The organism is Mesorhizobium sp. M0983 (genome assembly GCF_040318975.1).
GTDB lineage: Bacteria > Pseudomonadota > Alphaproteobacteria > Rhizobiales > Rhizobiaceae > Mesorhizobium.
The window spans coordinates 13,654-39,925 of record NZ_JAMYNH010000027.1; the positions used below are offsets into that span (position 1 = coordinate 13,654).

Annotated in this window: 26 protein-coding genes; 15 read left to right on the forward strand and 11 right to left on the reverse strand. The window is 63.5% G+C overall.

From position 1 onward, the window contains the following. The first annotated feature begins 7 nt into the window (after nt 1-7). Nucleotides 8-1,990, forward strand: a complete 1,983-nt coding sequence (locus NKH71_RS29135) for a glycoside hydrolase family 127 protein (RefSeq protein WP_352791222.1) — start codon at nt 8-10, stop codon at nt 1,988-1,990. On the opposite strand, the gene NKH71_RS29140 is transcribed toward NKH71_RS29135, so the two are convergent. Then, nucleotides 1,977-2,723 (reverse strand): gamma-glutamylcyclotransferase, encoded by a 747-nt coding sequence (locus NKH71_RS29140; RefSeq protein WP_352791220.1) that lies wholly within the window; start codon nt 2,721-2,723, stop codon nt 1,977-1,979. The genes NKH71_RS29135 and NKH71_RS29140 overlap by 14 nt on opposite strands. A gap of 329 nt (nt 2,724-3,052) precedes the next feature. Here NKH71_RS29140 and NKH71_RS29145 point away from each other — a divergent pair, with 329 nt between their 5' ends. The 3 genes from NKH71_RS29145 (at nt 3,053) to NKH71_RS29155 (ending at nt 5,005) form a co-directional block, all read left to right on the forward strand. Further along, nucleotides 3,053-3,121: a hypothetical protein gene (locus NKH71_RS29145; protein WP_348633208.1), complete on the forward strand. Its 69-nt coding sequence runs from the start codon at nt 3,053-3,055 to the stop codon at nt 3,119-3,121. Nucleotides 3,122-3,222: 101 nt separating this feature from the next. Continuing rightward, on the forward strand, nt 3,223-4,386 hold the full coding sequence (locus NKH71_RS29150; protein ID WP_352496161.1) for a putative hexosyltransferase: 1,164 nt from the start codon (nt 3,223-3,225) through the stop codon (nt 4,384-4,386). Further along, nucleotides 4,373-5,005, forward strand: coding sequence for a hypothetical protein (locus NKH71_RS29155; protein ID WP_023717155.1), 633 nt, complete (start codon nt 4,373-4,375; stop codon nt 5,003-5,005). Before NKH71_RS29150 ends, NKH71_RS29155 begins: the two co-directional genes overlap by 14 nt. Here NKH71_RS29155 and NKH71_RS29160 read toward each other — a convergent pair. From NKH71_RS29160 to NKH71_RS29180, 5 genes are all read right to left on the reverse strand, one after another. Further along, entirely contained in the window at nt 5,002-5,469 is a 468-nt protein-coding gene (locus NKH71_RS29160; protein ID WP_352895670.1) for a GtrA family protein, read from the reverse strand. The genes NKH71_RS29155 and NKH71_RS29160 overlap by 4 nt on opposite strands. Then, nucleotides 5,435-5,803: a GtrA family protein gene (locus tag NKH71_RS29165; protein WP_352791216.1), complete on the reverse strand. Its 369-nt coding sequence runs from the start codon at nt 5,801-5,803 to the stop codon at nt 5,435-5,437. The genes NKH71_RS29160 and NKH71_RS29165 overlap by 35 nt, the downstream gene beginning before the upstream one ends. Before the next feature lie 31 nt (nt 5,804-5,834). After that, the gene (locus NKH71_RS29170; RefSeq protein WP_023717157.1) at nt 5,835-6,527 is read right to left on the reverse strand and encodes a class I SAM-dependent methyltransferase; all 693 of its coding nucleotides are present in this window, start codon (nt 6,525-6,527) and stop codon (nt 5,835-5,837) included. Then, the gene (locus NKH71_RS29175; protein WP_352791239.1) at nt 6,502-7,572 is read right to left on the reverse strand and encodes a glycosyltransferase family 2 protein; all 1,071 of its coding nucleotides are present in this window, start codon (nt 7,570-7,572) and stop codon (nt 6,502-6,504) included. The genes NKH71_RS29170 and NKH71_RS29175 overlap by 26 nt, the downstream gene beginning before the upstream one ends. A gap of 444 nt (nt 7,573-8,016) precedes the next feature. Continuing rightward, nucleotides 8,017-9,399 carry an FAD-binding oxidoreductase gene (locus NKH71_RS29180; RefSeq protein WP_352791214.1) on the reverse strand — a complete coding sequence of 461 codons (1,383 nt, stop codon included), beginning with the start codon at nt 9,397-9,399 and terminating at the stop codon, nt 8,017-8,019. Between the two features lie 226 nt (nt 9,400-9,625). Here NKH71_RS29180 and NKH71_RS29185 point away from each other — a divergent pair, with 226 nt between their 5' ends. Next, complete coding sequence (locus NKH71_RS29185; RefSeq protein WP_023717160.1) at nt 9,626-10,633, forward strand: AraC family transcriptional regulator; 1,008 nt, start codon at nt 9,626-9,628, stop codon at nt 10,631-10,633. 133 nt (nt 10,634-10,766) lie between these two features. Here NKH71_RS29185 and efp read toward each other — a convergent pair whose 3' ends face one another. After that, nucleotides 10,767-11,333 (reverse strand): elongation factor P, encoded by a 567-nt coding sequence (gene efp, locus NKH71_RS29190; protein WP_023717161.1) that lies wholly within the window; start codon nt 11,331-11,333, stop codon nt 10,767-10,769. 114 nt (nt 11,334-11,447) lie between these two features. Here efp and epmA point away from each other — a divergent pair, with 114 nt between their 5' ends. From epmA to lpxK, 7 genes are all read left to right on the forward strand, one after another. Next, the gene (epmA, locus tag NKH71_RS29195; protein ID WP_023717162.1) at nt 11,448-12,494 is read left to right on the forward strand and encodes an EF-P lysine aminoacylase EpmA; all 1,047 of its coding nucleotides are present in this window, start codon (nt 11,448-11,450) and stop codon (nt 12,492-12,494) included. Between the two features lie 169 nt (nt 12,495-12,663). Next, nucleotides 12,664-14,007, forward strand: coding sequence for a TldD/PmbA family protein (locus NKH71_RS29200; protein WP_023717163.1), 1,344 nt, complete (start codon nt 12,664-12,666; stop codon nt 14,005-14,007). After that, on the forward strand, nt 13,994-14,800 hold the full coding sequence (locus NKH71_RS29205; RefSeq protein WP_352791210.1) for a 3'(2'),5'-bisphosphate nucleotidase CysQ: 807 nt from the start codon (nt 13,994-13,996) through the stop codon (nt 14,798-14,800). Before NKH71_RS29200 ends, NKH71_RS29205 begins: the two co-directional genes overlap by 14 nt. A 74-nt stretch (nt 14,801-14,874) precedes the next feature. Then, the gene (locus tag NKH71_RS29210; RefSeq protein ID WP_352481288.1) at nt 14,875-15,120 is read left to right on the forward strand and encodes a DUF4170 domain-containing protein; all 246 of its coding nucleotides are present in this window, start codon (nt 14,875-14,877) and stop codon (nt 15,118-15,120) included. A 5-nt stretch (nt 15,121-15,125) separates the two neighbouring features. Further along, on the forward strand, nt 15,126-15,905 hold the full coding sequence (locus NKH71_RS29215) for a lysophospholipid acyltransferase family protein (protein WP_352791208.1): 780 nt from the start codon (nt 15,126-15,128) through the stop codon (nt 15,903-15,905). After that, nucleotides 15,902-17,218: a lipid IV(A) 3-deoxy-D-manno-octulosonic acid transferase gene (gene waaA / locus NKH71_RS29220; RefSeq protein ID WP_023717167.1), complete on the forward strand. Its 1,317-nt coding sequence runs from the start codon at nt 15,902-15,904 to the stop codon at nt 17,216-17,218. Before NKH71_RS29215 ends, waaA begins: the two co-directional genes overlap by 4 nt. A gap of 1 nt (nt 17,219) precedes the next feature. Further along, the gene (lpxK, locus tag NKH71_RS29225; protein WP_023717168.1) at nt 17,220-18,248 is read left to right on the forward strand and encodes a tetraacyldisaccharide 4'-kinase; all 1,029 of its coding nucleotides are present in this window, start codon (nt 17,220-17,222) and stop codon (nt 18,246-18,248) included. A gap of 260 nt (nt 18,249-18,508) precedes the next feature. Here the strand turns inward: lpxK and NKH71_RS29230 are convergent, their stop codons facing one another. Further along, nucleotides 18,509-18,742 carry a DUF2093 domain-containing protein gene (locus NKH71_RS29230; RefSeq protein ID WP_031193470.1) on the reverse strand — a complete coding sequence of 78 codons (234 nt, stop codon included), beginning with the start codon at nt 18,740-18,742 and terminating at the stop codon, nt 18,509-18,511. 234 nt (nt 18,743-18,976) lie between these two features. Continuing rightward, complete coding sequence (locus tag NKH71_RS29235; RefSeq protein ID WP_352548960.1) at nt 18,977-19,882, reverse strand: LysR family transcriptional regulator; 906 nt, start codon at nt 19,880-19,882, stop codon at nt 18,977-18,979. Between the two features lie 111 nt (nt 19,883-19,993). On the opposite strand from NKH71_RS29235, the gene NKH71_RS29240 reads away from it, so the two are divergent. Continuing rightward, nucleotides 19,994-20,887, forward strand: coding sequence for a DMT family transporter (locus NKH71_RS29240; RefSeq protein ID WP_352791206.1), 894 nt, complete (start codon nt 19,994-19,996; stop codon nt 20,885-20,887). Nucleotides 20,888-20,955: 68 nt separating this feature from the next. Further along, nucleotides 20,956-21,774 carry a hypothetical protein gene (locus NKH71_RS29245; protein ID WP_023717171.1) on the forward strand — a complete coding sequence of 273 codons (819 nt, stop codon included), beginning with the start codon at nt 20,956-20,958 and terminating at the stop codon, nt 21,772-21,774. Nucleotides 21,775-21,808: 34 nt separating this feature from the next. Here the strand turns inward: NKH71_RS29245 and mutL are convergent, their stop codons facing one another. After that, a complete protein-coding gene (gene mutL, locus NKH71_RS29250; RefSeq protein WP_023717172.1) occupies nt 21,809-23,668 on the reverse strand; it encodes a DNA mismatch repair endonuclease MutL in 1,860 nt (619 codons plus the stop codon). A gap of 602 nt (nt 23,669-24,270) precedes the next feature. Further along, nucleotides 24,271-25,173 (reverse strand): LysR family transcriptional regulator, encoded by a 903-nt coding sequence (locus NKH71_RS29255; RefSeq protein ID WP_352791205.1) that lies wholly within the window; start codon nt 25,171-25,173, stop codon nt 24,271-24,273. Nucleotides 25,174-25,276: 103 nt separating this feature from the next. On the opposite strand from NKH71_RS29255, the gene NKH71_RS29260 reads away from it, so the two are divergent. Further along, complete coding sequence (locus tag NKH71_RS29260) at nt 25,277-26,266, forward strand: zinc-dependent alcohol dehydrogenase family protein (RefSeq protein ID WP_352791204.1); 990 nt, start codon at nt 25,277-25,279, stop codon at nt 26,264-26,266. Nucleotides 26,267-26,272: the final 6 nt, after the last annotated feature.

Below are 26,272 nucleotides of genomic sequence, written 5' to 3' on the forward strand. Positions count from 1 at the left end.
TAAGTTGATGACCGCATCGCAATCCGCCAGTCAGGGCGCCAAGCCGAAACTCGCATTCCGCCCGCTGCCGGTACCGCAGGTCGACGTGCGCGGCTTCTGGGGCGACCGTGTCGATGCCGTTGCCAGCAAGACCGCCGGCATCCTCTACGACCGATGCGTCGAGGCGCGCATGCTCGAGCAGATCGATCCCGACCGGCCGTCGCCCGGCGTCGTCATTCCGTTCCACTCACCCTCGCCGGACGAGGCGGCCACCGCCGGCAACGAATTCACCGGATCGACGGTGACCACCCAGATGTTCTGGGACTCGGACTGGGGCAAGACCATCGAGACCGCCGCCTATTCGCTCTACCGCCGCCGCAACGAGGAGCTGGAGAAGAAGATCGACGCCGTCATCGACATGTATGGCAGGCTGCAGCAGCCCGACGGCTATCTGTCGAGCTGGTACCAGCGCATCCAGCCGGGCCTGCGCTGGACCAACCTGCGCGACTGCCATGAGCTCTATTGCGCCGGCCATCTGATCGAGGGCGCCGTCGCCTATTACCAGGCCACGGGCAAGCGCAAGCTGCTCGACATCATGTGCCGCTATGCCGACCATATCGCCGAGACGTTCGGTCCCGAGCCCGGCAAGAAGAAGGGCTATTGCGGCCACGAGGAGATCGAACTGGCGCTGGTCAAGCTGGCGCGGGTGACGGGCGAGCGCAAATACATGGAGCTTGCCAAATACTTCATCGATCAGCGCGGCCAGCAGCCGCATTATTTCGACGAGGAGGCGCGCGCCCGCGGCGCCGACCCGAAGGCCTATCACTTCAAGACCTACGAATACAACCAGTCGCACAAGCCCGTTCGCGAGCAGGACAAGGTCGTCGGCCATGCGGTGCGGGCGATGTACCTCTATTCGGGCATGGCCGACATCGCCACCGAATATGGCGACGACACGCTGCGGGTGGCGCTCGACCGGCTGTGGGACGATCTCATGACCAAGAACCTTTACGTGACTGGCGGTCTCGGGCCATCGTCGCACAATGAGGGTTTCACTGCCGATTACGACCTGCCCAACGACACCGCCTATGCCGAGACCTGCGCTTCGGTCGGCCTGGTGTTCTGGGCAAGCCGCATGCTCGGCATGGGTCCCAATGCGCGCTACGCCGACATCATGGAGCGGGCCCTCTACAACGGCTCGATCTCGGGCCTGTCGCTCGATGGCTCGCTGTTCTTCTACGAAAATCCGCTCGAAAGCCGCGGCGCCCACCACCGCTGGAAATGGCACCGCTGCCCGTGCTGCCCGCCCAATGTCGGGCGCATGGTCGCCTCGATCGGCAGCTATTTCTACGGCCTGTCGGACACAGCACTTGCCGTCCACCTCTATGGAAACGGCACGGCTCGTTTCGATATCGCCGGGACGCAAATAGAGCTCACCCAGACCAGCAATTATCCCTGGGACGGCGCGGTCTCGATCTCCGTCGAACCCGAGTCGCCGACCGCGTTCACCTTGCACCTGCGCCTGCCGGCCTGGTGCCGCAAGGCGGCGCTTAAGGTCAACGGCGCCGATATCGATTTGGATGCTGTCACCAGTGACGGCTATGCCGCGATCCGCCGCGAATGGCGCAAAGGCGACCGCGTCGAGCTCGATCTCGAAATGGCCGTCGACCGCCTCTACGCCAATCCGCAGGTGCGGCAGGATATTGGCCGCGTCGCACTGGCACGCGGTCCGCTGATCTATTGCGTCGAGGAGACCGACAATTCCAGCCAGCTGCACCGCATCGCCCTGCCGCGAACGGCCGACATCGAGACACACAAACAGCCGAACCTTTTGGGCGGCGTCGTCACGCTTTCCGCGATTGCCAAAAAGGAGGCTTTCGAAAACTGGGAAGAGGGGCTCTACCGCACCGAACCGCCGGCGGTCGAGGAAGCGAAAGTCACCGCCGTGCCGTACTTCGCCTGGGACAACCGCGATCCCGGCGAGATGCTGGTCTGGCTCAGGGACGAATAAAGCCCGACGGCGGCGCCCGGCCGATCTCCTCGGCCACAAGTTCCTGCAGCTGCCAGAGATTGCGGTCGCGGATGCCGCAGGCGTCGAGATGGCGAATGGTCTCGAACAGATATTCGGCGCCCGAACCCCAATGGCCGACGGCCGTGGCCAGGGTCGCCGCTATCGCTCGCTTTTCGAGCTTGCCGGCATAACGCGGATTGGCGGGATCGACAACGAAACCAAGCGCTTGGCGCATGCCGTCGCCCGTCCTGACCTGCAGCCAGCGCGGCACGTTGACGGCCGGCAGGATGGTCATCTCGCGGCGCAGCAGCGCTTCGAGATTGGCCGCCACTGGCTCGGCGATCTCGAACACCATCCCCTGGCATTGGCCGCCGCGGTCGAGCGCCATCATCAGGCCGGGCTGCTCCACCGTGCCCCTGAAGCGCTGCACCGTAAAACAGAACGAACGGTGCCAGCCCGTCGCTACGGCCCGTTCGCCACCCTTGACCTCGCCGGCCGGCTTCCACAGCAGTGAACCATAGGCGAACAGCTTCACCGGCCCGGCCGGCGCGCCGGCCAGCACCTCGTCGCGAATGCGCGCGTAATCGGCATCGGTCATGTAGACCATGCCCGGCGTCGGCCCGGCGTCCTCGACCGCCCGCAAGGTGCGGGCGACCAGCGCCTCGGTCAGCGCCATCGGTGACTTGCGCAGCGGCGACTGACGCCGCGATGCGGCGGAAATGACCTTGCTCATCCTCACACTCTCAGCTTTGCCGCCATGTTGCCGAAGGCTGGAGGATTCTCAAGGGCCGAGTACGCGGGCGCGGCATCAGGGTTCAAAATTGTCGTGTACAACAGCTTGACGGAATCGCACAAAATACCCGGCGGACTTTTGCGCGTCGAATTCCAGCCACGGCACCGCATCGCTCTGCCGCGAACGGCTGAGATCGAGGCACACAAGCAGCGAACCGTCTGGGCGGCGGCGTCACGCTTTCGGCGATTGCCAAAAGGAGACTTTCGAAAACTGGAAAGGGGCTCTACCGCACCGAACCGCCGGCGGTCGAGGAAGTGAAAGTCGGCGCCGTGCCGCATTTCGCCTGGCACAACCGCGACCCCGGCGAGATGCTGGTCTGGCTCAGAAGCGCCGGATAGCGGTATCGCCAATTTGAGCCGCGTGAACGCCTTGAATTCGCCGGGGCGCGCGTCATCTAGCTTTGAGTGGCGCCTGCCATTTGAACGGGTGGAGGCAGATTTTGGCGCTCGAAGCTGTCGCGCGTCCGAACGCCGGTGGCCGCTTTGTTGCGGTAGCCGTCGTCGCGGTGCCGTTGGCTTTCGTCGTCAGTGGGCTGGCCATTCGCTATGCCGCATTTGCTTCGGTTTCGGCAGAACCCGGCTTCGCGGCCTATGCCCAGGCGCTCTGCCGCTGGGATTGCGCGTGGTATGTCGGCATTTCCGAACACGGCTATGAGCGCTTTCCCATTCCAGGCCAGAGCAATGTCGGACGCTGGGGCTTTTTCCCGCTCTATCCGATGCTGGTGGCGGCAATCCGGTCTGTTTTCCGCTTTCCGACGATACTCGTCGCGTCGATCACATCGATTGCGTGCAGCTATGCCGCCTGTCTGGTGGCGTGGCCACTGCTCGAGAAGAACATGCGCGCTTATGTTCTGTATTGCGCCTTCCTGCTCAGCGGCCCGTTCTCCTATCACTTCACGACTTTCCTGACCGAACCTCTTTTCGTACTCCTGACTTCGTGCGTTTTTCTGGCGTTCAAACGCTCCAGCTATCTGGCTGCGGGACTGTCATCCGCTCTCCTGTCGGCAACCAGGCTCGTCGGGGTGCTCGTTGTATTCGCGACCGTCATTCAGATGTTCACGGATTACCGCGCAAAGGGCGGATCGACGCTGTCGTTCCCGCGTTGGCTGCTTGGCCGACCGGATCTGCTGGTCGCCATCTTCATCTCGCCAGCCGGCCTATTCGCCTACATCCTGTTTCTCTATCTGACCGTCGGCGACGGCTTTGCCTTCCTGCACGTGCAGCGCGCGTTTGGACGGGTGCCGGGCAATCCGCTCGCCTTTATATGGGACGGGTTTTCGGCCGTTCCGACAACTGGATGGCTGCCCACGGCGCCGCAATGGAGCGCGCTCGCCGCACTCATCGGACTGGCGCTATCGGCGGTTCTGGCGGTTCGCAGGCAATATGGCGCCGCGTTGTTCTGCGCCTGCTGCATCATCCTGCCGCTGATCACGAACCTGGCCTCGATGGTCAGATACGTCGTTGGGCTTGCACCTCTGACAATATTGCTGGCCATGCTGTCGTCGGCGTCGAAGCTGACTTTTCTTGCGGCTCTGGCTCTCTTCCTGGGCGCCTGTTATTTCATGACCGTGGCATGGATCGGAGGCTATCTTGCCCTGGTCTGACATTTCGGGCCGGTATCTGCGCGGGGCCAGGCTTGCCAGCTACGCGCTGGCGGCGGTTCTGGCGGGAACGGAAATCGTCATTCTTGCGCTTGCTCTCAATCCGAATGTCAACGCCGATTATCGCGCCTATTACATTGACCGGACGACGACCTGCCTCAATCGCGATGCGGTCGGCAGCTATACCCTAGGCGAGACGGTGTCGTTCCGGTCCGACGGAGCCAAAAAGGCAGCCGGCATGAGGGTCTGCGGCTGGTCGGGACCCGTTGCCGACGGCACCCATTCCCTAGGCGAGACCTCGCGGCTTCGGCTGAAGATACCGCCGCTCCACGACAGTGTGACGGCCACGCTGCAAATGGCCGCCGCCATTCGCCCGCCGCAGGTCACGCAGCGGATTATTATTTCGGTGAATGGCGTTCGGGTGCATGCGGTGACGCTGTCCGGCAAAGAGCCGCGAACGGTCTCGTTCGTCATTCCAACGGCGGCCCTCGCCGAGGCCAGGATACTCGATGTCGCCTTCGACTACCTCGACGGCATTCCGCCAAGTTCGGCCGCCAGCAACATCTACAAGCGCGCCATCAAATTGTTGTCGTTCCGGCTCGATCCTGTTGAGCCGGGTTAGGGCGGGCGATCACGTTGCTGGCCGGGTCTTCGCTGCGCAAAAACCCACCGGTCGAGCATGAGAAGATTGACCGCTGGAACAAGCAAGCATGTAACCAGAATGGCGATGATCGGCGGCAGGCCGAGTTTGGCCGTCAAAACCGCCGGCGCCGCGTAGGCAACGGCGAAGCCTGTCGCCGTCAGCAAGAAAAAACGCGGAGCTTCCGATCGATGCGATCCGCTCGACGCGAAAGTCACGAACTTATGCGCGAGATAAGAAAACAGGGCGGCTGCGGTGTAAGCCGCGAGCGAGGCACCGACCGGCGAGAGGCCGAACCGTTGCCATTTTACCAAAGCGGCGGCCATCACTGCATAAAGGATCGTTGCGGCGATGCCGACCGACCCGAAGCGCGCCAGCACCCTCAGCCCGGCGTCGCCGGTTGAACGGCGCTCAGACACGCGCACTACACGCATACTGCGCTCCAAGCGGCAAAGGCGCGAATACCCGCTCGACCCTTCTGGCCAAGGGCCTTGCCGATGGCAGCAGCAGGAAATGCTCGGAGCGGATGTCCCGGAAGCCTGTTTCCTGAAAAACGGACCTCGCTTTGGCGGCGTTGAGCAGAACCGCGTCGTGCGATCCGCTCGACGCGAAAGTCACGAACTTATGCGCGAGATAAGAAAACAGGGCGGCTGCGGTGTAAGCCGCGAGCGAGGCACCGACCGGCGAGAGGCCGAACCGTTGCCATTTTACCAAAGCGGCGGCCATCACTGCATAAAGGATCGTTGCGGCGATGCCGACCGACCCGAAGCGCGCCAGCACCCTCAGCCCGGCGTCGCCGGTTGAACGGCGCTCAGACACGCGCACTACACGCATACTGCGCTCCAAGCGGCAAAGGCGCGAATACCCGCTCGACCCTTCTGGCCAAGGGCCTTGCCGATGGCAGCAGCAGGAAATGCTCGGAGCGGATGTCCCGGAAGCCTGTTTCCTGAAAAACGGACCTCGCTTTGGCGGCGTTGAGCAGAACCGCGTCGTGATCGAACGGACACCGGAACACAGCAAGGCGCGTCAGTGGATTGTAGGGATTGTGCTCGATAATGCAGGCGACGCCGCCCGGCCGTACGACGCGCCGCATTTCCAGGAAGAAATCGAGCCAGGAGGAGGGCGGAACGTGATGGACGACGCAACTGGCGAAAGCCAGATCGAACGTGCCGTCCTCGTAAGGCAGCCCCTGAGTGCTGCAGGTCCTGTAGGCCACGCGCGGATTGTGTTGGCTGGCGTGCAAAATCGATTCTTGCGAGACATCGCAACCATCGACGCTGTCGAAAGCACCGTCGAGGTAGGGGTGGAGCGAACCGACGCCGCAGCCGACATCCAGCGCCCTTACAGCCGACCCACCCTGCCGAAGCTTTCGCTCGAAGACCAGACGCCGCAGCAGATCCGCCTTGGCGACAAGGAAGAAGTCGTGGCTGAGTCCGGAAAACCGGATGGACCCTTCGACCGCCTCGCCATAGTTGGATTTATAGCTGTCGAAGAGTTCGGCCATTGGCGGGGACTCCACTCCTGGGTTTGTGAAACGATCGGCGGCGCTCACCGGAGGCGGCACGCATCGACTCGTCGAAGCCGGTGAGCCGATCGATGACATAAAGCGGGCGGCGTTTCACCTCGGCGTGGATGCTGCCGACGTAGAGTCCGACCACGCCGGTCATGAAAAGGTTGATCCCGCACAGGAGCGACACGATCACCACCGTGGATGTCCACCCGGCAATGATCCCGGTTTCAAAAAACCAGGCAAAGATGGCGTAGGCGCCAAAGACCCCCGCAAGCGCGGAAATGACCAACCCGCCCCAGAGCGCCAGGCGCAACGGCTTCTCGGAGAAACTGACGATGCCGTGAACCGCAAGGTGCATCATCTTCCAGAACGGGTATTTGGTCTGGCCCAGGGTTCGTGCGTGGCGCTCAAATGGCACGGCCGTCTGCTTGAACCCCATCCAGCCGAACATGCCCCTGACGAAGCGGTCATGTTCGGGCATACGCTTGAAGGTTTCCAGCGCCTTGCGACCGACTAGGCGGAAGTCGCCGACGTCGCGCGGAATATCGACCGACGTCATTTTCTCCAGCAGGCGATAGAAAAGACTTGCCGTAAAGCGCTTGAACCAGGATTCGCCCTCGCGCTTGACCCGGCGGGCGTAGACGATCTCGAAGCCTTCCTTCCACTTAGCCACCAGATCGAGAACGACTTCCGGCGGATCCTGCAGGTCCGCATCCATGACGATGACGGCATCGCCCGCAGCGGCGTCCATGCCGGCGGTAATCGCCACCTGGTGGCCGAAATTGCGGGACAATTCGATCAGCCGAAAGCGCGGCTCGGCGGCGACCACTTTTTGAAGGTATTCGACGCTTCCATCGCGGCTTCCGTCATCGACGAAGATGGCCTCCGTTTCGCCGTCCAGCCGGCCGATAAGCGAACTGATCCGCTCGATCAGCCGAGGCAGCACCTGTTCTTCATTGTATACGGGCAGGACCAGCGAGTAGCGCGGCGGTGACCTGTTCACCGTTATTCCCGGGCCTTGGACCACAGACTCTCGCATGCGGTTGAAAATGGAACGCAAGCTACAAAGTTCCAAAGGCAATTAAGAAACTGCTAATTTATCTAGTTCTTAAGGGGATACCGGTCCTCGAGGAGGACTGAAGGGTGTCGTGGTGACGTCGGACGTCCGCATCGAAGCGTGAAATTGTCGGTAGGCTGCCGGCGCGATCGGCCTGGCGAGAAGCAGTCGCTGAGGCATAACCCGTTGACCGCATTGCCTGCTCCCGGACTTGCCTGTTGAAGCAGCGCTACGGGTGACCTGAGCGTGCGGGCCGACCGCTTCGACGCATGTCAGACATGGCTCATGGAACATGGTCGCCGAGCCCGGCCGAGTATCGCGCTTGTAGGCCGCCGAGCGTCCTGACCGGCAACCTATCGTACCGGCCGGGCCTTAGCCGGCCCGGCCGGTACGATACAACACTTGCTGGCCAGACGAGGGCGGCCGTCAAGCGGCCGGCCGGATGTTTTGGTTCACCCGGAAGAGGTTGTTCGGGTCGTATTTCTTCTTCAGCGAGGCCAGGCGCTCGTAGTTATCGCCATAAGCCGCCTTGAGCCTTCCCTCGCCCTCGTCATCCATCATGAAGTTCAGGTAGGCGCCACCCAGATCGAACGGATGCACGGCCTCCCAGTAGGCCTTGGTCCAGCGCGTCACCGGCCCCGCTTTCTGTGGGTCCGGATCGATCCCAGCGATGACCATCGACCAGGTCGCATCACGGTAATTCCACGGTGTTTCGTCTTTGCCGACGCGATGGACAGCGCCGTCGATCGGATAGAGATGCATGAGCGATAGCTCGCTCGGTGTTTTCGCCGCCTGCTTGAGATGAGCGTCGATCGCCTCGTCGGACAGCGTCTTGACGAAATCGCCCCGCCAATACCACTGCATCCCCTTCGGATAGAGCCCATCGAACATGCTCTGCACCGCGGGATAGGGCATCATTCCCATCCAATTGAACCAGGGCGCAGGCAGCGCATCGAGTAGCGGAGCCACCGCCTCTCTGCCCTTTTCCTCCGGGCCGTTGTAGCAACACATCAGCAGACACATCCGCTTTCCCCAAAACTCTTCCGGGAACGGTGCGCTCGACAGGATCGTCTTGAGCCCGAGGAAGATCCCGAGTTCCTCGGGCGCGCGCGGCAGGAACTCGCGATAATGCTGCATGATGGTGCGGGCCTGGCGCTGATCCCATGCGATCGGCCCCGCAAAGACCATGCTGACCTGGTGGAGCTTGAACACAAAGCTGGTGACGACGCCGAAATTGCCGCCGCCGCCGCGAAGCGCCCAGAACAGGCTAGGGTTCCGCTCCTTGCTGGCGGTGACGAAGCTGCCGTCGGCAAGCACGACATCGGCCTCGACCAGATTGTCGATGGTCAGGCCATATTTGCGCGTCAGATAGCCATGGCCGCCGCTCAGCGTCAGTCCGGCGACCCCGGTGGTCGAGATGATGCCCGCCGGTACGGCCAGGCCAAAGGCATGGGTTGCGTGGTCGAGGTCGCCCTGAGTGCAGCCCGGACCCACCCGCGCCGTACGGGCATCCGGATCGACACGCACGCCGTTCATCGCCGACAGGTCGATCACCAGACCGTCGTCGCAACTCCCCAATCCTGGTCCGTTATGGCCGCCGCCACGTACCGCAACCAGCAAATTGTTGTCGCGGCCGAAATTCACCGCTGTGATCACGTCGGCCACGTCCACACAGCGGGCGATGATCAGCGGCCGCTTGTCGATCATGCCGTTGTAGAGCTTGCGGGCCTCATCATAGCGGGCGTCGCCGGTCCGGATGACTTCGCCCCGCAGGCTTGCTGCGAATTTGGTGATGTCTTCATCGTGCATGACATTCCTCCCTGTTATTGGACCTGTCGGCCGGTCGATGAAACGCTAATCCCGTCCGCTGTTCCCGCAAATGTCACATCGTCCATTTCTGTTGCCCGATCGTTCAGAGTGGGATTAGACCGGATGGGTAGTTGCTCGGGCGGCTGTATTGCCGGATAGTTCGAGATGCCTGGCCGAAAAACTCGTTGTCAAAGGGAGTAGCCGATCGTTTCCGGAGGTGTAGTGCATGGATGTCCTTTCCGATGTGCTCCGAGCCGTTCGCCTCACCGGTGCGATCTATTTCGACGTCGACGCCAGCTCTCCCTGGGTCGGCGAGTCGCCGGGCACGGCCGACATTGCCGCCGCCATCATGCCGGAGGCAGAGCACATCATTTCTTTTCATGCCGTGATGTCGGGCTCGTGCTGGGCCGCGCTGGCAGACGATTCGGTGCCCCCGGTGCTCGTGAACGCCGGTGATGTCGTTGTCTTCCCCGGTGGTGTTCCGAACGTCTTGAGCTCTTCGCCCGGAGCGCGGGGCGAACCCAATATGGCGATGTATTATCGGCCGATTGACGAGAGCCTGCCGTTCGCGGTGATCCATGGTGGCGGGGGAGACGAGCGGACCCGGTTCATTTGCGGGTATCTTGGCTGCGATGCACGTCCCTTCAATCCTCTCCTCGCTGCATTGCCGGCCATCCTGTGTGCCCGCAAGCCCGCCGATGGAAGCAGCTGGGTTATCGACCTGTTTCGGCTGGCGCTGGCCGAAGGTGGCAGTGGGCGGGCGGGCGGTGAAACGATCCTCGCCAAGCTGAGCGAGCTGATGTTTGTCGAGATCATCCGCCGCCATCTTGAGACCCTCCCCGGCGATTCGCGCGGCTGGCTGTCAGGCCTACGGGATCCACATGTCGGCGAGGCGCTCCGGCTCATCCACGCTCGCCCCAGGGAGGAATGGACATTGGACCGGCTCGCCCGCGAAGTAGGGCTCTCGCGCACGGCGTTTGCGAGCCGCTTTACCCACTATGTCGAGGTCTCGCCGATGCACTATCTTGCTCGCTGGCGTCTGCAACTGGCGGGACGTTTGCTCGAACGGCCCGAAATGAGCATCGCGCAAGCGGGTGCCGACGTCGGCTACGAGTCGGAAGCCGCCTTCAATCGCGCCTTCAAAAAGTTCGTCGGCATTCCACCTGGCACCTGGCGAAAGGGACGGTCGGCGTTGCTCGAGGCTCAAAGATTGCCCGCTGGCGTCGTGCAATAGGAAAGAACTGGCCGGGCGTTGACGCTGCGGTCTGCGTGCCGCGTCCCAATGCTCGAAAGCCCCCTGGCACAAAGCGGTCGACGATGACCGGCCGCCTCGGCGCGCTAGGGCGAGGCGTTTCAGGCTTCGCGCCTCAATCCTTCGCGCGCTCGACATACGCGCCATCCGCCGTCATCACCACCACGCGGGTGCCGGCGCTGATGTGTGGTGGCACCAGGGTACGCACGCCGTTGGACAGCGTTGCCGGCTTATAGGACGAGGACGCCGTCTGGCCCTTGGTCACCGGCTCGGTCTCGACCACCTCGAAAGTGGCGCGCTGCGGCAGTACCAGCGAGATGGCGATGCTGTTGTATTGCGAGATCTGCACCGGCATGCCTTCCACCAGGTAGGGCGCCATGTCGCCGACCACGCTCTCCGGCACCGCCACCTGGTCGTAGCTCTCCGGGTTCATGAAATGAAAGCCTTCGCCGTCCTGGTAGAGGAAAGTGTGCTCGCGCTCCTCGACATAGGCGCGCTCGACCTGCTCGGTGGTGCGGTAACGCTCGGAAACTTTAACCCCGTCGGAGATACGCCGCATGTCGAGCTGGGTGACCGGCGTACCCTTGCCAGGATGAATGTTTTCGGCAAAGAGGATCACATAAAGCTTGCCGTCCTTTTCGACGACGTTGCCTTTGCGTAAGGAGCTGGCGATGACCTTCACGGGTTTCCATCCTGATAAAATTTGTTGGCGCAAATCGGCTGGAGAGGCCGTTGGGTGCGGCCTAGCGCATCTTGGCCGCAATCGCCAGCCCTCTGTGCAATTCGCCTGAAGCCGATGACCGCCGCTTCGCCATGGTGGACGCCGCATGTCCATGCCGATCGCCGGCCGCGGCTGATCCTGCGCAACGCCATTGCCGCCGGCATGCGCGACTGGTTCGCCCGCCGTGACTTCGTGGAGGTGGAGACATCGGCCCTGCAGATCTCGCCCGGCAATGAAGCGCATCTGTCGGCCTTTGCCACCGAGGCGATCGGGCCGGACGGGCAGCGCCAGCCGCTCTACCTCCACACTTCGCCGGAATTCGCCTGCAAGAAGCTGCTTGCCGCCGGCGAGGAGCGCATCTTCAGCCTCGCTGCTGTGTGGCGCAACCGTGAGCGCGGCCCCTTGCACCATCCGGAGTTCACCATGCTCGAATGGTACCGCGTCGGCGAGGCCTATGAGAGCCTGATGCGCGATTGCGCCGAGCTCGTCGCGCTGGCGGCCGAACGGGCGGGCGCAAAGCGTTTTAGCTTCCGCGGCCGCGAGGCCGACCCGTTCGCCGAGCCGGAACGGTTGAGCGTCGCCGAAGCCTTCATGCGCCATGCCGGCATCGATCTGCTGGCGACTGTGGCAGCCGATGGCAGCACCGACCGCGCGGGGTTGCATGCCGCCCTGGTCCAGGCCGGATTGCGGACCGCGCCCGACGACAATTGGGCCGACCTGTTCAGCCGGGTGATGGTCGAAAAAATCGAACCGGCGCTGGGGCAGGGGCGCGCCACCATTCTTTTCGGATATCCGATCTCGGAGGCGGCATTGGCCAGGCCGAGCGCCGACGATCCACGCACCGCCGAGCGTTTTGAGCTTTATTGCTGCGGCGTCGAGCTTGCCAACGCCTTTGGCGAGTTGATCGATCCGGCCGAGCAGCGCCGGCGCTTTGCCGCCGAAATGGACGAAAAGCAGCGTGTCTATGGCGAACGCTATCCGATCGACGAGGATTTCCTCGCCGCCCTCGCCATCACGCCGCAAGCGAGCGGCGCAGCGCTCGGCTTCGACCGGCTGGTGATGCTCGCCACCGGCGCGCTCAGGATCGACGACGTGATCTGGACGCCGGTGGCCGCTTCCTGAGGGATTGTCGATCTCGCCATTGCCGCTCACCTGCCTGACACTGGCAGCCCTGTTCAGGCGCTTGATGCCCCCGCTTTGCGCCTTCTCCCATTGCAGAAGCTGCATCGGGACAATAGATGGTGCAGCAGCGGCTGCCCTTCAGCCGGCCGGAAATAACAGGATTATGCGCATGACCGATACGCTCGACGCAGCGAAACTGACCGACCGCGTCGCGGCCCTGGTCGAGGCTGCCAAACGGGCCGGCGCCGATGCCGCCGATGCGGTTGCAGTACGCGGCCGCTCAACCGGTGTGTCGGTGCGGCTTGGCAAGGTCGAAGGCACAGAGGCGTCCGAGAGCGAGGACGTCTCGTTGCGCGTCTTCGTCGGCAGACGGGTGGCGAGCGTTTCGGCAACGGCGGCATCCGACCCCAATATGCTGGCTGAGCGCGCCGTCGCCATGGCCAAAGTGTCGCCCGAAGATCCCTATCAGGGTCTCGCCGATCCGGCCTTGCTGGTCAAAAAGCCGCGCGATCTCGATCTGTTCGACGCCACCGAGGTATCGGCGGACCAGTTGAAGGAAGCAGCCCTTGCCGCCGAGGCGGCGGCGCTTGCCGTCAAGGGCGTCACCAATTCGGCCGGCAGCGGCGCCAGCGCCGGGCTCGGCGGCCTTGTGCTCGCCACTTCGCATGGGTTTGTCGGCCATTATGTCGCGTCGCGCTTTTCGCGCTCGACCAGCGTCATCGCCGGCGAGGGCACCGGCATGGAGCGCGATTACGAATTCTCCTCGCGCCAGCATTTTTCCGATCTCGACGCGCCGGAAGACATCGGCCGCAAGGCCGGTGAGCGCGCCGTACGCCGCATTGGCGCGCGCAAGGCGGCGACCGGGCCGGTCGACGTGGTGTTCGATCCGCGCGTCGCGCGCGGCATTGCCGGCCATCTCGCCGGTGCCATCAATGGCGCCGCGGTGGCGCGCAAGACCAGCTTTCTGCGCGACATGATGGGCAAGAAGGTGGCTTCGGCCGCAATCACCGTCACCGACGAGCCGCTCCGGCGCCGCGGCCAGGCCTCGCGCCCCTTCGACGGCGAAGGCGTCGAGGGCGAGAAATTGTTCATGGTCGACAAGGGCGTGCTCAACCACTGGTTCCTGTCGACCTCGGCGGCGCGGGAACTCGGCCTCGTCACCAATGGGCGCGGCTCGCGCAGCGGCTCGTCGGTCTCGCCATCGTCGACCAATCTCGCCATCGAGCCCGGGGAAAACACGCCGGAAGAGCTGATCAAGTCGCTCGAGACCGGCTTCTACGTCACCGAAGTGTTCGGCCAGGGGGTCGACATGGTGACGGGCGAATATAGCCGCGGCGCTTCCGGCTTCTGGATCGAGAATGGCGAGCTGGCCTATCCCGTTGCCGAGGTGACCATCGCCTCCAATTTGAAGACGATGTTCCTCAACATGGTTCCGGCGAGCGATCTCGACCGCAATTTCGGCACTGCCGCGCCCACGCTTTTGATCGAAGGGATGACCCTTGCCGGAGCTTGATCCGGCCGTCTCGGCCGGCGCTACTGAAGACCTGCAGCTGCTGCGCGACGCTGCCCGCGAGGCGGGGCTCATCGCCATGCAGTACTTCAACAACAATCCGCAAGTATGGATGAAGGGCGGCACCTCGCCGGTCAGCGAAGCTGATCACGCCGCCGACAAATATCTGCGTGAGACCTTGCTGGCGGCCCGGCCGGACTATGGCTGGTTGTCGGAGGAAACCGTCGACGACCCGGTAAGGCTTATCGCGCGCCGCACCTTCGTCGTCGATCCGATCGACGGCACGCGCGGCTTCCTCGAGGGCCTGCCCACATGGTGCGTCAGCGTCGCGGTGGTCGAGAACGGCCGCACGCTTGCCGGCGTGCTCGACTGCCCGGCGAAGCGCGAAATCTATTGGGCGCTGCCGGGCGAGGGCGCATTCCTGAATGGCAAGCGCATCGGCGTGCGTCCGCCGTCGGAAACGGCCGAAATCGCCGGACCGAAGGCGATGATCGACCTGATGCCAGCGAAATGGCACAAACGGCTGAAGCGCGTGCCCTATATTCCTTCGCTCGCCTACAGGTTGGCGATGATCGCCGGCGGCCAGCTCGATGCCACCTTCGTCAAGGCCAACGCGCATGACTGGGACATCGCCGCGGCCGACCTCATCCTGCGCGAGGCAGGCGGCGCCGTGCTCGATCGGCACGGCCGCGCGCCGCTCTATGCCGGCGAAGTGATCCGCCACGGCGCGCTTGCCGCCGGCAGCGGCGAACTCCTCGCTGTGCTCGCCGGCGTCATCGCCGGGCTGGACCATTGAACGTTATCAATGGTTCCAAAGTCGGCGGCTTTGGTCTAGACCTGTCCCAAACTCACGATATGTGAAGGATCGACATGGCCGCTGAAGACGGAAAGAAACAGCTATTGCACCTGGTGTTCGGCGGCGAACTCAAGAAGCTGGGCGGCACCGAATTCCGCGACCTCGACGCGCTCGACATCGTCGGCATCTATCCGGATTACCAATCGGCGCACGCCATCTGGAAGGCCAAGGCACAAGCCAGCGTCGACAATGCCCATATGCGCTATTTCGTCGTTCACCTGCACCGCCTGCTCGACCCCGAAAACAAGGCTGCCGGTTGACATCGATGAACCATGAAGCGGTCAAGCGATCAGCCCCGCGGTCGGCGGTCAGACGTCGCAAGCCGAAGACGTTCTGGCGCAAGATCCGCGAACCGCTGGCGCAGTCGCGATTCGTCAAGAATGTGCTTGCCGCCCTGTTTGCGTATTTCGTCCGCCTTGTCCGCCTGACCAACCGCATGGTCGACGGATCGGCGAAGTTTTCCGGCGGCGCCTATGCGCAGCTCGAGCCCGGCATCATCGCGCTCTGGCACGGCCAGCATCTGCTGACGCCGGCCTATTATCCCAAGGGACGGCCACTGGTTGCCATGGTGTCGCGCAGCGCCGATGCCGAGCTCAACGCGCTGATGGTCGAGAAATTCGGCATCGAGGCGGTGCGCGGCTCTGGCGGGCGCGAAAGCGCAAGGCATCTCGACAAGGGCGGCGCCAAGGCGCTCATCGCCCTCAAAAAGTCGCTCGCCACCGGCAAGAATGTCGCCATGATTGCTGATATTCCCCACGGCACGCCGCGCGATGCGGGGCTCGGCGTCGTCCTCCTGGCGCGGCTGTCCGGCCGGCCGATCCTGCCTGCCGCGATTGCCACCAGCCGCCGCAAGGTGATCGAGGGCAGCTGGGACAAGACGACGATCAACTTGCCCTTCGGCCGCTCCTCGATTGTCGTCGGCACGCCTGTCTTCGTGCCGGCCAACGCAGACGCCGCGGAAATGGAACGCAAGCGCCAGGAGGTCACGGCCTCGCTCAATGCCGCGACCGCCGAGGCCTATCGCCTTGTGGACGGTTCGAAATGAGTATGCGCTGGGCGCGCGCCTTCCTGACGGCATACCGCTTCGCCGGGGCCGCCGCCTACCCGCTGGTCGGACCTTATGTCGCCTGGCGCACATCCAGAGGCAAGGAGGATCGCATTCGCCGGCGCGAGCGCTACGGCGTCGCCGGACGCGAGCGCCCCGAAGGCCCGGTGATCTGGATCCATGCAGCCAGCGTCGGCGAGACCATCGCCGTCGTGCCGCTGGTCGAGAGCATTCTCGACTACGGCGTCAACATCGTGCTGACGACGGGCACCGTCACCTCGGCGCAGGTCGCCGAAGAACGGCTGGGCGGCCGCATCATCCACCAATATGTGCCGCTCGACCTCAAGCCGGCGGTCAGCCGCTTCCTCGATCATTGGCAACCGGACCTGGCGATCATCGCCGAATCGGAGATCTGGCCGATGACCATCCTGGAACTCGGCGCCCGCCGCGTGCCGCAGGTTCTGGTCAATGGCAGGCTGTCCGACCGCTCCTTCAAATCCTGGAAGAAGCGCGCCAACATCGCCGAAGCATTGTTCGAAAATCTCGCCCATGTCGTCGCCCAGTCGGATCTCGATGGCGAGCGCTTCCTTTCGCTCGGCGCCCGGCCGGTCACCGTGTCCGGCAATCTCAAGGTCGACACCGCGCCGCCGCCGGCCGACGAACGGGCACTGGCGGCGCTGAAACGCCAGATCGGCGCTCGCCCGACCTGGGCGGCGATTTCGACCCATGACGGCGAAGAGGCGGTCGCGGCCGAAGTTCACGCCATGCTGCACAAGCGGCACCACGGGCTTTTGACGATCATCGTGCCGCGCCATCCCGAACGCGCCGGGCAGCTGGCCGCCCAGATTTCCGGCATGGGCCTGAAGCTGGCGCAGCGCAGCAAGGGCGACAGGATCACCGCCGATACCGATATTCTGCTCGGCGACACGATCGGCGAGATGGGGCTTTATCTGAGGCTGACGGAAATTGCCTTTGTCGGCCGTTCGCTGACTTCCGAGGGCGGCCAGAACCCGCTGGAACCGGCCATGCTGGAGACAGCGGTGCTTGCCGGCCGCAACGTCCAGAATTTTCGCGAGGCCTATCAGCGCCTGCTCGACAGTGGCGGCGCCAAGCTGGTGCGCGACCGCGATATGCTGGCCGGCGCCGTGAATTTCCTTTTGACCAACGAGGTGGCTCGTCACGAAATGATGGCGGCGGGTGCGGCGACGGTCGACGAGATGCGCGGTGCGCTGGCGCACACGCTCAGGTCGCTCGAGCCCTATATCCAGCCGCTGGTCGTCAAGTCGCGCCTGAAGGGCGCGAACGGGCGTTGACGTGACCTCGGAAGCGCCGCCCTTCTGGTGGGAAGAGCCGGACTGGCGGGTCGTGGCGCTGTCGCCGCTTTCCGCCATCTATGCGCTTATCGCCGGTCGCCGCATGCGGCACGCGCCGCGCGAAAAAGTCGAGGCGCCGGTGCTCTGCATCGGCAACTTCACGGTCGGCGGCACCGGCAAGACGCCGGTGGCGATCGCATTGGCCGAGCAGGCCCGGCGCATGCAGCTCAATCCCGGTTTCCTGTCGCGCGGCCATGGCGGCTCCTTCGCGCAGCCGCATGTCGTCGATCCGCACCACGACGCCGCCAAGCATGTCGGCGACGAGCCGCTGCTTTTGGCCGAACATGCGCCGGTCGCGGTGACGCCGAACCGGGCCGCCGGCGCCAGGCTTCTGCTGGAGAAGCTCGGCTGCGATTTCCTGATCATGGATGACGGTTTTCAGAGCGCGCGCATCCACATCGATTATGCGCTGGTCGTCGTCGACGCGCGCCATGGCATCGGCAATGGCCGCGTCATCCCCGGCGGACCGCTGCGGGCGAACATCGTCGACCAGCTGGTCTTCACCAGCGGCTTGCTGAAGATGGGCGAGGGCACCGCGGCCGATACGGTCGTGCGCCAGGCAGCGCGCGCCGGCAGGCCGATCTTCGAGGCGCACACCGCCCCGAGCAGCACGGTGACGCTGGCCGGCAGGCGGTTCCTGGCGTTCGCCGGCATCGGCCATCCCGACAAGTTTTTCGACACCGTAGCCGAGGCCGGCGGCGAGCTTGCGCTGACCCGACCGTTTCCTGACCATCATTTCTACAGCGCGGACGAGCTTGCCGAATTGGCGGCGACGGCACGTAAAGCCGGGCTTGGCCTGATTACCACTGCCAAGGATGCTGCCCGCCTGCGTCACGGCGCAGCGCCGCCGGAATTCCTCGACCGGCTCGATGTGCTGGAGATCGACACCGTCTTCGAGCTCGACCATGTGCCGCAACGCATCATCGACGAAACGCTGGATGCCTGGCGGCAGCGCAGGCTTAAAGGCTGACCGGCAGCTTGAGACCGAGGCGATGTGGGGACTGGAATTTGCATCTTTCCGCGGGTCGAGTGTATTTTGTTCTTGCTTTGTGCCGGCAGCTATGCTAGTAATTTAGGTATGGTGATGATTCGCCGACGACCCGCCCTCGAGCCCCGAGGCGGGTTTTTTATTTCAAGATAACTTCTAAGGTTTCGGTGTCGCTGGCTTGACGTCGCGGCAGGAGACGGCGCGCGAAGGATCGCAACGGGGCGACTTGCATTTGCGTCAGACTACCGTCGGCGGCGCAGTTCCGGATGCGCTTCGATCTCGCGGCGCAATGATGCAGCGGCATTCAGATAGGGTTCCTGCCTGGCGACACTCCAATATTTGAGCTCGTCGAGCGGGATGCTCTCGCCGGTCACCGCACAGCGAACGAAGGCGCCGGGGCTAGTCACCTGGAAGTCGCCGTCGAGATAGCGGATGCGGGCTTCCTTGCCGCCGGGGCCTTCGAAACGGTTCATCATGGGGTGGAGCCGAAATTCATGACGATGTCATCGCCACAAATTGCGGCGAGGTCAAGCTTGGTTGGCTTTGCCTGCCTCTGTTTCTGGTGACACTTGCTCGAACAAGCCGGCAAAGCGGATGCCAATGCATGTCGCGCAAAAGTGTGCAGCGGTTTTGCGATAACGACATGCATAAACACAAGAACCTGAAGCGCGTCGCATGAGGCCGGTCGAACGCGACGCGCTTCAGGCATCTCATTCTTCGGCGATGATAAACTCTTCGATCCTCTCCGCTGGCAGCCCGGCCTGGACTGCGATGCGACGAGCAAGTTCGGCTGCCGCGGCGCGCGGCCGCCCCAGCGGCCGGTCGAGCCAGTAGGATATCGGGCTGAGGGCACCGCGCTCGTTCACGGCGACGATGCGGCCCGATTTCAATTGGTCCACCGTCAATGGCGGACGCGCCAGCGCAATGCCGAGCCCGTGCGCGGCGGCGTCGAGCACGAGGTTGTAATCCTCGAAACGGCGGTCGTGCGGCCGCGGCCGATAGTCCATCTCCTGCGCCGCAAACCAGGCGCGCCACGCCGAAGCGTCGGAATCGTTGATCACCGGAAATTCGAGCAGCCGGGCCGGATCGCCGCGGCCGATCTCCCTGGCCAATTCCGGCGAGGCGACCGGGAACACATATTCTTCGAAAAGCTGCACCGAGATCCGGCCCGGAATGCGGCCGCGCCCGCAGCGGATCGACAGGTCGATGCCCTCGTCGGCAAGATCGCCCTGGCGGATGTCGACGTCGAGCACGATGCGCAGCTTGGACGGGTGGTTCTCCAGCGCCGCCATGCGCGGCATCAACCACAGCCCGCTGACCGAGGGGATCGAGGTCAGCCGCACCACCGCCGTGCCGCGCGGCTCGACCCAGCGATCCGAATTGCTGGCGATCAGGGCGAAGGCTTCGGTGGTGCGCAGATGCAGGCGATTGCCCTCGACGGTCAGCGAGACGCCGCGCGCGCCGCGATCGAAGACTTTCAGCCCAAGCCAGTTCTCGAGCTTGGCGATCTGCCGGCTGACGGCGCCATGGGTGATGTTGAGCTTCTCGGCCGCCGCCGAAAAGCTGCCTGCCCGCGCCGCGGCATCGAAGGCGCGCAGGGTTTCAAGCGGCAGCATCGAGTCTGAGCTGTGATCCATAGTCACAGGTGATACTCGATTTGTTCGTTTGTCAATCGACGCGCAATAGCGTTTCTCTACTTCATGGCATTGGATCGCGAGGACACCGAGATGAGCATCTATACCGGAACGTTGAATCCGACACAGCGTATGGATGCCACGGCGGCCATCGCGGTGGCGCTGACGGTGGTCGGCTGGGCCTCCGCCTTTCCGGCGATCCGCGCCGGCCTTGCCGCCTTCGGGCCGCTGGAACTCGGCGCGTTGCGCTTTGCCATCGCCGCGGTTCCGGCGGCGATCTTCCTCGCGGTCAAGCGGCCGGCGCTGCCCAGGCTCGACGAACTCTGGCGCTTTGCCTTCGGTGGTGCCGTCTTCGTCGCGCTCTACACGGTGATGCTCAATTTCGGCGAGCTGACTGTTTCGGCAGGTGCGGCCGGCTTCATCATCAATGTCAGCCCGATCTTCACTGCGATCATGGCCATGGCGCTGCTCGGCGAACGCTTCTCAGGCCTGGCCTGGGCCGGCACATTCCTGTCCTTCGCCGGTATCGGCATCATCGCCATGGGCGAGGGGCAGGGGCTGCATTTCAACAATGCTGCGCTGCTTGTCCTCGGCTCGGCGCTGTGCTCGGCCGTCAACACCATCGTTCAGAAGCCGCTGTTTGGTCGCCACCACCCGCTGACCATCTCGGCCTCGAACATGGTGCTTGGCGCGCTCTGCCTGTCGCCATTCCTGCCGAGCGGTCTGGCGCAGGCAGCGGTCGCCGATACCGCCGGGCTCGGCGCCGTCATCTTTCTCGGCATCGTGCCCAGCCTCATCGCCTACGCTGCCTGGGCAACAGCACTTTCCCGACTGCCCGCGGCGCGTGCCTCGAACTTCCTCTATCTGGTGTCGCCGGTGGCGACGCTGATCGGCTTCTTCTGGCTTGGCGAGGTGCCGACGCTGCTCGGCATCCTCGGCGGCGCACTGGCGCTCGGCGGCGTTATCGTGGTGAATTTGAAGAGATGATTCAGATAATTGAAGCTTTTTCCCGACTCAAACCATGAGCCGTTACTGACGACCATTGCGATGCAGACATGAGCCAGGCCGGCGTCTATGTTGATTGCGTTTGCGAAGCATGGCGAGGGGTCGACATGGGAATGCAGTTTATCTCCGCAATTTTTTTCTTGTTGCTGTTCAGCCAAAATGCCGTCGCGGGTTGGTATCAGATCGAAAACTACGAAGGTTTCATTGGGCCTAACCCAGTCCATCTGTCGCTGCAGAGGAATGACAGTTTCGGCAGCGGGATTACGGTCGAGGGGAGCTATTTCTACGACGCGAAGCAAAGCCCGATAGCAGTGTACGGCAAGATCAACGGCACCAGCGTATCCCTTTGCGAGATTGCGGACGACAAGGAATTCGACCGGGTGCTGGTCATGGGTTCGAAAACGCCCGTCGACACCAGTGGATGCCCATTTTCTCTCGACATTGGTGAAAGCGGCGCAACAGGAACCTGGAGCAAGGGTGCGGACAAACATCCCGTCACGCTCAAGAAAGTTGCGAGCCTGGACGATACCGGCGACGGGAAGATTGACGGAACCGTTGAGATCCCGTTCTGGGCGCAGACCGACACCGACAGGTTTTCAGGCATCTACGCGAAAACCGAAGCCGGAATTTGCATGCGAAAATTGCAAGTCATCGGCAAGCGAAGCAAGAAAGTCTATCAAGAGATCGAGTTCGATGACGACAATTGCGACGCGGGAATGCTGATGACGCCAATCTACATGAATGTTCAAAAACAGACGGAAAAAATCGCCGAGATCATTTCAGTAAACTTTCGTGGCGGCGGCGCTGGCTATACAATGGACTATGTTTTCTCTCTTAAAACTAAGAAGTATCATCAATTGGCGAATTGAGCGGGTGCCTCGCTTGGCGTTGCCCAGGTAATGCTTACCGTCGCCCGAACAGCCTCTCGATATCCGCCAGCTTGAGTTCGATGTAGGTCGGGCGGCCGTGGTTGCAGGTGCCGGAGCCGGGCGTCGCCTCCATCTGGCGCAGCAGAGCGTTCATCTCTTCCGGTTTGAGCAGGCGGCCGGAACGTACCGAGCCGTGGCAGGCCATGGTCGCGGCTATCCTGTCCAGCCGCTCCTTCAGCGTGCCGACCGTGTCATTGTCGGCGATCTCGTCGGCGAGGTCGCGCACCAGCTGCTGGACGTTGGTCTCGCCGAGCATCGACGGCGTCTCGCGCACCGCAACGGCGCCTGGGCCGAAGCGCTCGATGCCGAGGCCGAAGCGGGCCAGCGTCTCGGAGTGCATGGCAAGCCGCTCGGCGTCTTCCTCCGGCAGGTCGACAATCTCGGGCAGCAGCAGCATCTGCGACGGCACCGCGCGTGAGTGGAGGGCGTTCTTCAAGGCCTCGTAAACCAGTCGCTCATGCGCCGCATGCTGGTCGACGATGACAAGCGAATCCCTGGTCTGGGCGACGATGTAGTTCTCATGCACTTGCGCGCGCGCCGCGCCCAATGCCGTGCCGAGCAGCGTCTCTGCCGCCTGATCCTGTCCGGCGCGCGCGTCGGCACTGTGCAGTGGGCCGGCGTCGAAGGCCGCCTGCTCGTCCTCGCCGAAGCCGCCATTTGCAGAGCCCATATCGAGCGGCCGCTGCGGCGAACGGGCAGGGTCGAAACCCGCAAAGCCCGACGCCCGATAGGCGGCCTCGTAACTGCGGTGACCGTTGGCCGGGCCGCCATGCGCATAGGATGCCGCGCCCGGCCGGAACGCTGCCATCATGCCGGCGGCACCGGTGGTGGCGGCGCGGATCCCGGCATGGGCCAGTGCTTCGCGGATGGCGCCGACGATCAGGCCGCGCACCAGCCCCGGATCGCGGAAGCGCACGTCGGCCTTGGCCGGATGGACGTTGACGTCGACGATCGCCGGATCGAGCGTCAGGAACAGCACGGTGACGGCATGGCGGTCGCGCGGCAGCACGTCGGCGAAGGCGCCGCGAATGGCGCCGGCGATCAATTTGTCACGCACCGGGCGGCCGTTGACATAGGCATATTGCTGCAGGGCGTTGGCGCGGGTGAAGGAGGGCACCGAGACATGGCCGGCGAGGTGCACGCCGTCCCGCACCGCGTCGATGGCGATCGCATTGTCGGGAAAGTCGGCGCCCATCACCTGTGCCACCCGGCGCAGCCGGCCTTCCGGGCTGTCCTCGGTCGCCGGCAGCTCCAGCGTCGAGCGGTCCGGGCCGGCCAGCGTGAAGCGCACGGCGGGAAAGGCGATGGCGATGCGCTTGACCACGTCGCCGATGGCCGAGCCTTCGGCGCGCTCACCCTTCATGAATTTGAGCCGCGCCGGCGTGGCGAAGAACAGGTCGCGCACCTCGACCGTGGTGCCGCGGTTGGCCGCCGCCGGCCTGACGGCGGAGACGCGGCCGCCGTCGATGCCGATCTCGGCGGCGTTTTCACTGGACGCTGTGCGTGAGCGGATCGACAGCCGCGCCACCGAGCCGATCGACGGCAAGGCCTCGCCGCGAAAGCCGAGCGAGCGGATGTCGTGGATGTTGTCGGCGAGCTTCGAGGTGCAATGGCGCGCGATCGCCAGCGCCAGTTCCTTTTCCGGAATGCCCGAGCCGTCGTCGCTGACACGGATCAGGTTCAGCCCGCCGCCGGCGGTGACGATCTCGACACGCGTGGCGCCGGCATCGAGCGCGTTCTCGACCAGTTCCTTGACCACGCTTGCCGGACGCTCGATGACTTCGCCGGCGGCGATCTGGTTGATCATCGTTTCGGAAAGCTGGCGAATGGGCATGGCAGCACTATAGGCGGATTCGTGGTCGATGCGGGAGGGGGAGAATAGCGTTGATTGTTGCAAGGCAGGGAGACTGCTCCGTTGCGCTCCGTCCCACCCCCCTCTGGCCTGCCGGCCATCTCCCCCGCAAGGGGGGAGATCGGATGTCGCCTCGGCCTCCGCCAGTCTCCAATGTCTCAAAGGTTGGCGGGACGCATGAACCGCCAATCTCCCCCCTTGCGGGGGAGATGGCCGGCAGGCCAGAGGGGGGTGCTGTCCCGCCACGATGTAGAGATAGGAATTTGTTGAAGTGAATGGGCTTGGCCCCCAATTGACTTAGTGGATTTAGTCGGGCGAAGGCCAAAATCTGAAGCGAATGGCCGTTGGAGGCGACATTTGGACGTCATCCTAGATTACTTAATGGTAAACTTCGCTCGATGGATACAGCGTCGAAAGAGTCGTATTGCAAGAGTAATTTTGTTCACTATTTGGACGATTATTTCGATATCGCTAACAGTTGTTCTGGTTTACCTCCTGTATATTCGAAATCTTACCATATAGATTATTGTTCAATCGTCGGGTCGTTCTCGAGGAAATCCACGCAGCTGACCGCGACCGTGCCTTCAACTCATGAGCTTGGGCAGCGCTGCCGCCAGTGCATCGACGGCAAGGCGGACTTTCATCGGCAGATGTGGCGTCTGCAGCCACAGCGCATGGGCGTCATAGAGAAACCTCGGCTGTTCCGGCAATAGCGGGACAAGTACGCCCGCCTGAATGCGCTGGCGAACCAGCCAGTATGGCAGCCAGGCGAGCCCCATGCCGGCGGCCGCGGCATCGGCGATGGCATCGAGATCGTCGAGCCGCAATCTGCCAGCGAGCCTGACCTCCGTCGCAGGCTGGCCATTGCGTGGAAACAGCCACGGCTGAACGGCACGCCCGGAACGGCGGTAGATGATCGCGTGATGGCTGCCGAGGTCATCTATCGCCTGCGGCTGGCCGTGCCTGTCGAGATAGGATGGCGACGCGCAGACGACCATGTGCTGGCGCGCGACGCGCCGCGCCATCACCCCGGCCTGGTCCTCCAGATCGCCCGTTCGGATGGCAAGGTCGCAGCCGTCCTCGGCGAGGTCGGCGAGGGCGTCGCTGAACGACAGGTCAAGTTCCAGCGCCGGATATTGCTGCGCAAGCCCGAACAGGATTGGGGCAACGCAGCGCCGGCCGAAATGCACCGGCATGAGGACGCGCAGCTTTCCGCGCGGTTCGGCAAGCTGGTCGGCGGCGAGTGCATCCGCGGCCTCCGCTTCGGCAAGCACCAGCCGGCAGCGTTCATAATAGGCGCGCCCGAAATCCGTCAGGCTTTGGCGGCGCGTGGTCCGGTTGATGAGGCGCACGCCCAGGCGCTCCTCGAGAAGCCGGACATGCTTGCCGACCATCGGCCCGGATAGATCGAGAGCCGCCGCCGCAGCCGCGAACGAGCCCAGGTCGACGGCTTTGACGAACACGGCCATGCTCGTAAGGCGATCCATATTCAAAACCCACAGTTTCCACTGATCTACTCAAGCGGCTATTTATCCGCCTGATTGCCGCTGGCATAGCACATTCAGTGCAAATATTTTGGAGTTGTGACCGATGGCGCGTGTCGTTCGTTTTTATGAGCTGGGTGGTCCCGAGGTTCTGCGCATCGAGAATGTCGACATGCCTGCGCCGGGACGAGGCGAGATCCAGATCCGTGTCAAGGCGTTGGGTCTGAACCGGGCCGAGGCGTTGCTGCGTTCAGGCAGATATATCCAAACCGCGCCGTTGCCTTCCGGTCTTGGGCTTGAGGCCGCTGGCCTCGTCGAAACGGTCGGCGAAGGCGTGGACGGGTTTGCGCCGGGCGATGCCGTCAGCATCGTGCCGCCAGTGTCGATGGCCCGCTGGCCTGCCTATGGTGAGATTGCCACATATCCCGCCGAGCTCGTCGTCAAGCATCCACCATCGCTGAGCTGGGAAGAGGCCGCCGCTGCGTGGATGCAATATCTCACCGCCTACGGGGCGCTGATCGACATTGCCAAACTCGGCAGGGAAGACTTTGTCGTTATCACTGCCGCGTCGAGCAGCGTCGGACTGGCGGCGATCCAGATTGCCAACCTGGTTGGCGCGACCCCGATCGCGGTCACACGGACATCTGCCAAGACGCGGGCTTTGCTTCAGTTCGGCGCGGCCCACGTCATCGCCTCGGCAGAGGTGGATCTGGAAGCCAGGTTGAAGGAAATCGCCGGCCCGGACGGCGTGCGCGTGGTGTTCGACGCGGTCGGCGGGCCGATCTTCGAGCCTCTGACGGCAGCGATGGCACTGGGTGGCATTCTCATCGAATATGGCGGCTTGAGCCCCGACCCGACACCTTTTCCGTTACCTGCAGTGCTAGGCAAGACGCTGACGCTGCGCGGCTATCTCGTCCACGAGATCGTGCGCGATCCGGCCCGGCTACAGGCCGCCAAGACATTCATCCTTGATGGACTGAAATCGGGTTCGCTGAAGCCCGCAATCGCTAGAACCTTTCCGTTTGATCAGATCGTCGAGGCGCATCGTTATCTCGAGTCGAACGAACAATTCGGCAAGATCGTCGTGACGGTTTGACCGGGC

What these genes read in the sequence shown, in the direction of transcription:
- NKH71_RS29215 (WP_352791208.1), top strand. Translation starts at nt 15,126, where the DNA reads ATGAACCATGAAGCGGTCAAGCGATCAGCCCCGCGGTCGGCGGTCAGA.
- waaA (WP_023717167.1), top strand. Translation starts at nt 15,902, where the DNA reads ATGAGTATGCGCTGGGCGCGCGCCTTCCTGACGGCATACCGCTTCGCC.
- NKH71_RS29230 (WP_031193470.1), bottom strand. Translation starts at nt 18,742, where the DNA reads ATGATGAACCGTTTCGAAGGCCCCGGCGGCAAGGAAGCCCGCATCCGC.
- mutL (WP_023717172.1), bottom strand. Translation starts at nt 23,668, where the DNA reads ATGCCCATTCGCCAGCTTTCCGAAACGATGATCAACCAGATCGCCGCC.
- NKH71_RS29200 (WP_023717163.1), top strand. Translation starts at nt 12,664, where the DNA reads ATGACCGATACGCTCGACGCAGCGAAACTGACCGACCGCGTCGCGGCC.
- NKH71_RS29180 (WP_352791214.1), bottom strand. Translation starts at nt 9,399, where the DNA reads ATGCACGATGAAGACATCACCAAATTCGCAGCAAGCCTGCGGGGCGAA.
- NKH71_RS29210 (WP_352481288.1), top strand. Translation starts at nt 14,875, where the DNA reads ATGGCCGCTGAAGACGGAAAGAAACAGCTATTGCACCTGGTGTTCGGC.
- NKH71_RS29175 (WP_352791239.1), bottom strand. Translation starts at nt 7,572, where the DNA reads ATGCGAGAGTCTGTGGTCCAAGGCCCGGGAATAACGGTGAACAGGTCA.
- NKH71_RS29185 (WP_023717160.1), top strand. Translation starts at nt 9,626, where the DNA reads ATGGATGTCCTTTCCGATGTGCTCCGAGCCGTTCGCCTCACCGGTGCG.
- NKH71_RS29235 (WP_352548960.1), bottom strand. Translation starts at nt 19,882, where the DNA reads ATGCTGCCGCTTGAAACCCTGCGCGCCTTCGATGCCGCGGCGCGGGCA.
- epmA (WP_023717162.1), top strand. Translation starts at nt 11,448, where the DNA reads ATGACCGCCGCTTCGCCATGGTGGACGCCGCATGTCCATGCCGATCGC.
- NKH71_RS29260 (WP_352791204.1), top strand. Translation starts at nt 25,277, where the DNA reads ATGGCGCGTGTCGTTCGTTTTTATGAGCTGGGTGGTCCCGAGGTTCTG.
- NKH71_RS29140 (WP_352791220.1), bottom strand. Translation starts at nt 2,723, where the DNA reads ATGAGCAAGGTCATTTCCGCCGCATCGCGGCGTCAGTCGCCGCTGCGC.
- NKH71_RS29255 (WP_352791205.1), bottom strand. Translation starts at nt 25,173, where the DNA reads ATGGATCGCCTTACGAGCATGGCCGTGTTCGTCAAAGCCGTCGACCTG.
- NKH71_RS29240 (WP_352791206.1), top strand. Translation starts at nt 19,994, where the DNA reads ATGAGCATCTATACCGGAACGTTGAATCCGACACAGCGTATGGATGCC.
- NKH71_RS29135 (WP_352791222.1), top strand. Translation starts at nt 8, where the DNA reads ATGACCGCATCGCAATCCGCCAGTCAGGGCGCCAAGCCGAAACTCGCA.
- NKH71_RS29170 (WP_023717157.1), bottom strand. Translation starts at nt 6,527, where the DNA reads ATGGCCGAACTCTTCGACAGCTATAAATCCAACTATGGCGAGGCGGTC.
- NKH71_RS29245 (WP_023717171.1), top strand. Translation starts at nt 20,956, where the DNA reads ATGAGCCAGGCCGGCGTCTATGTTGATTGCGTTTGCGAAGCATGGCGA.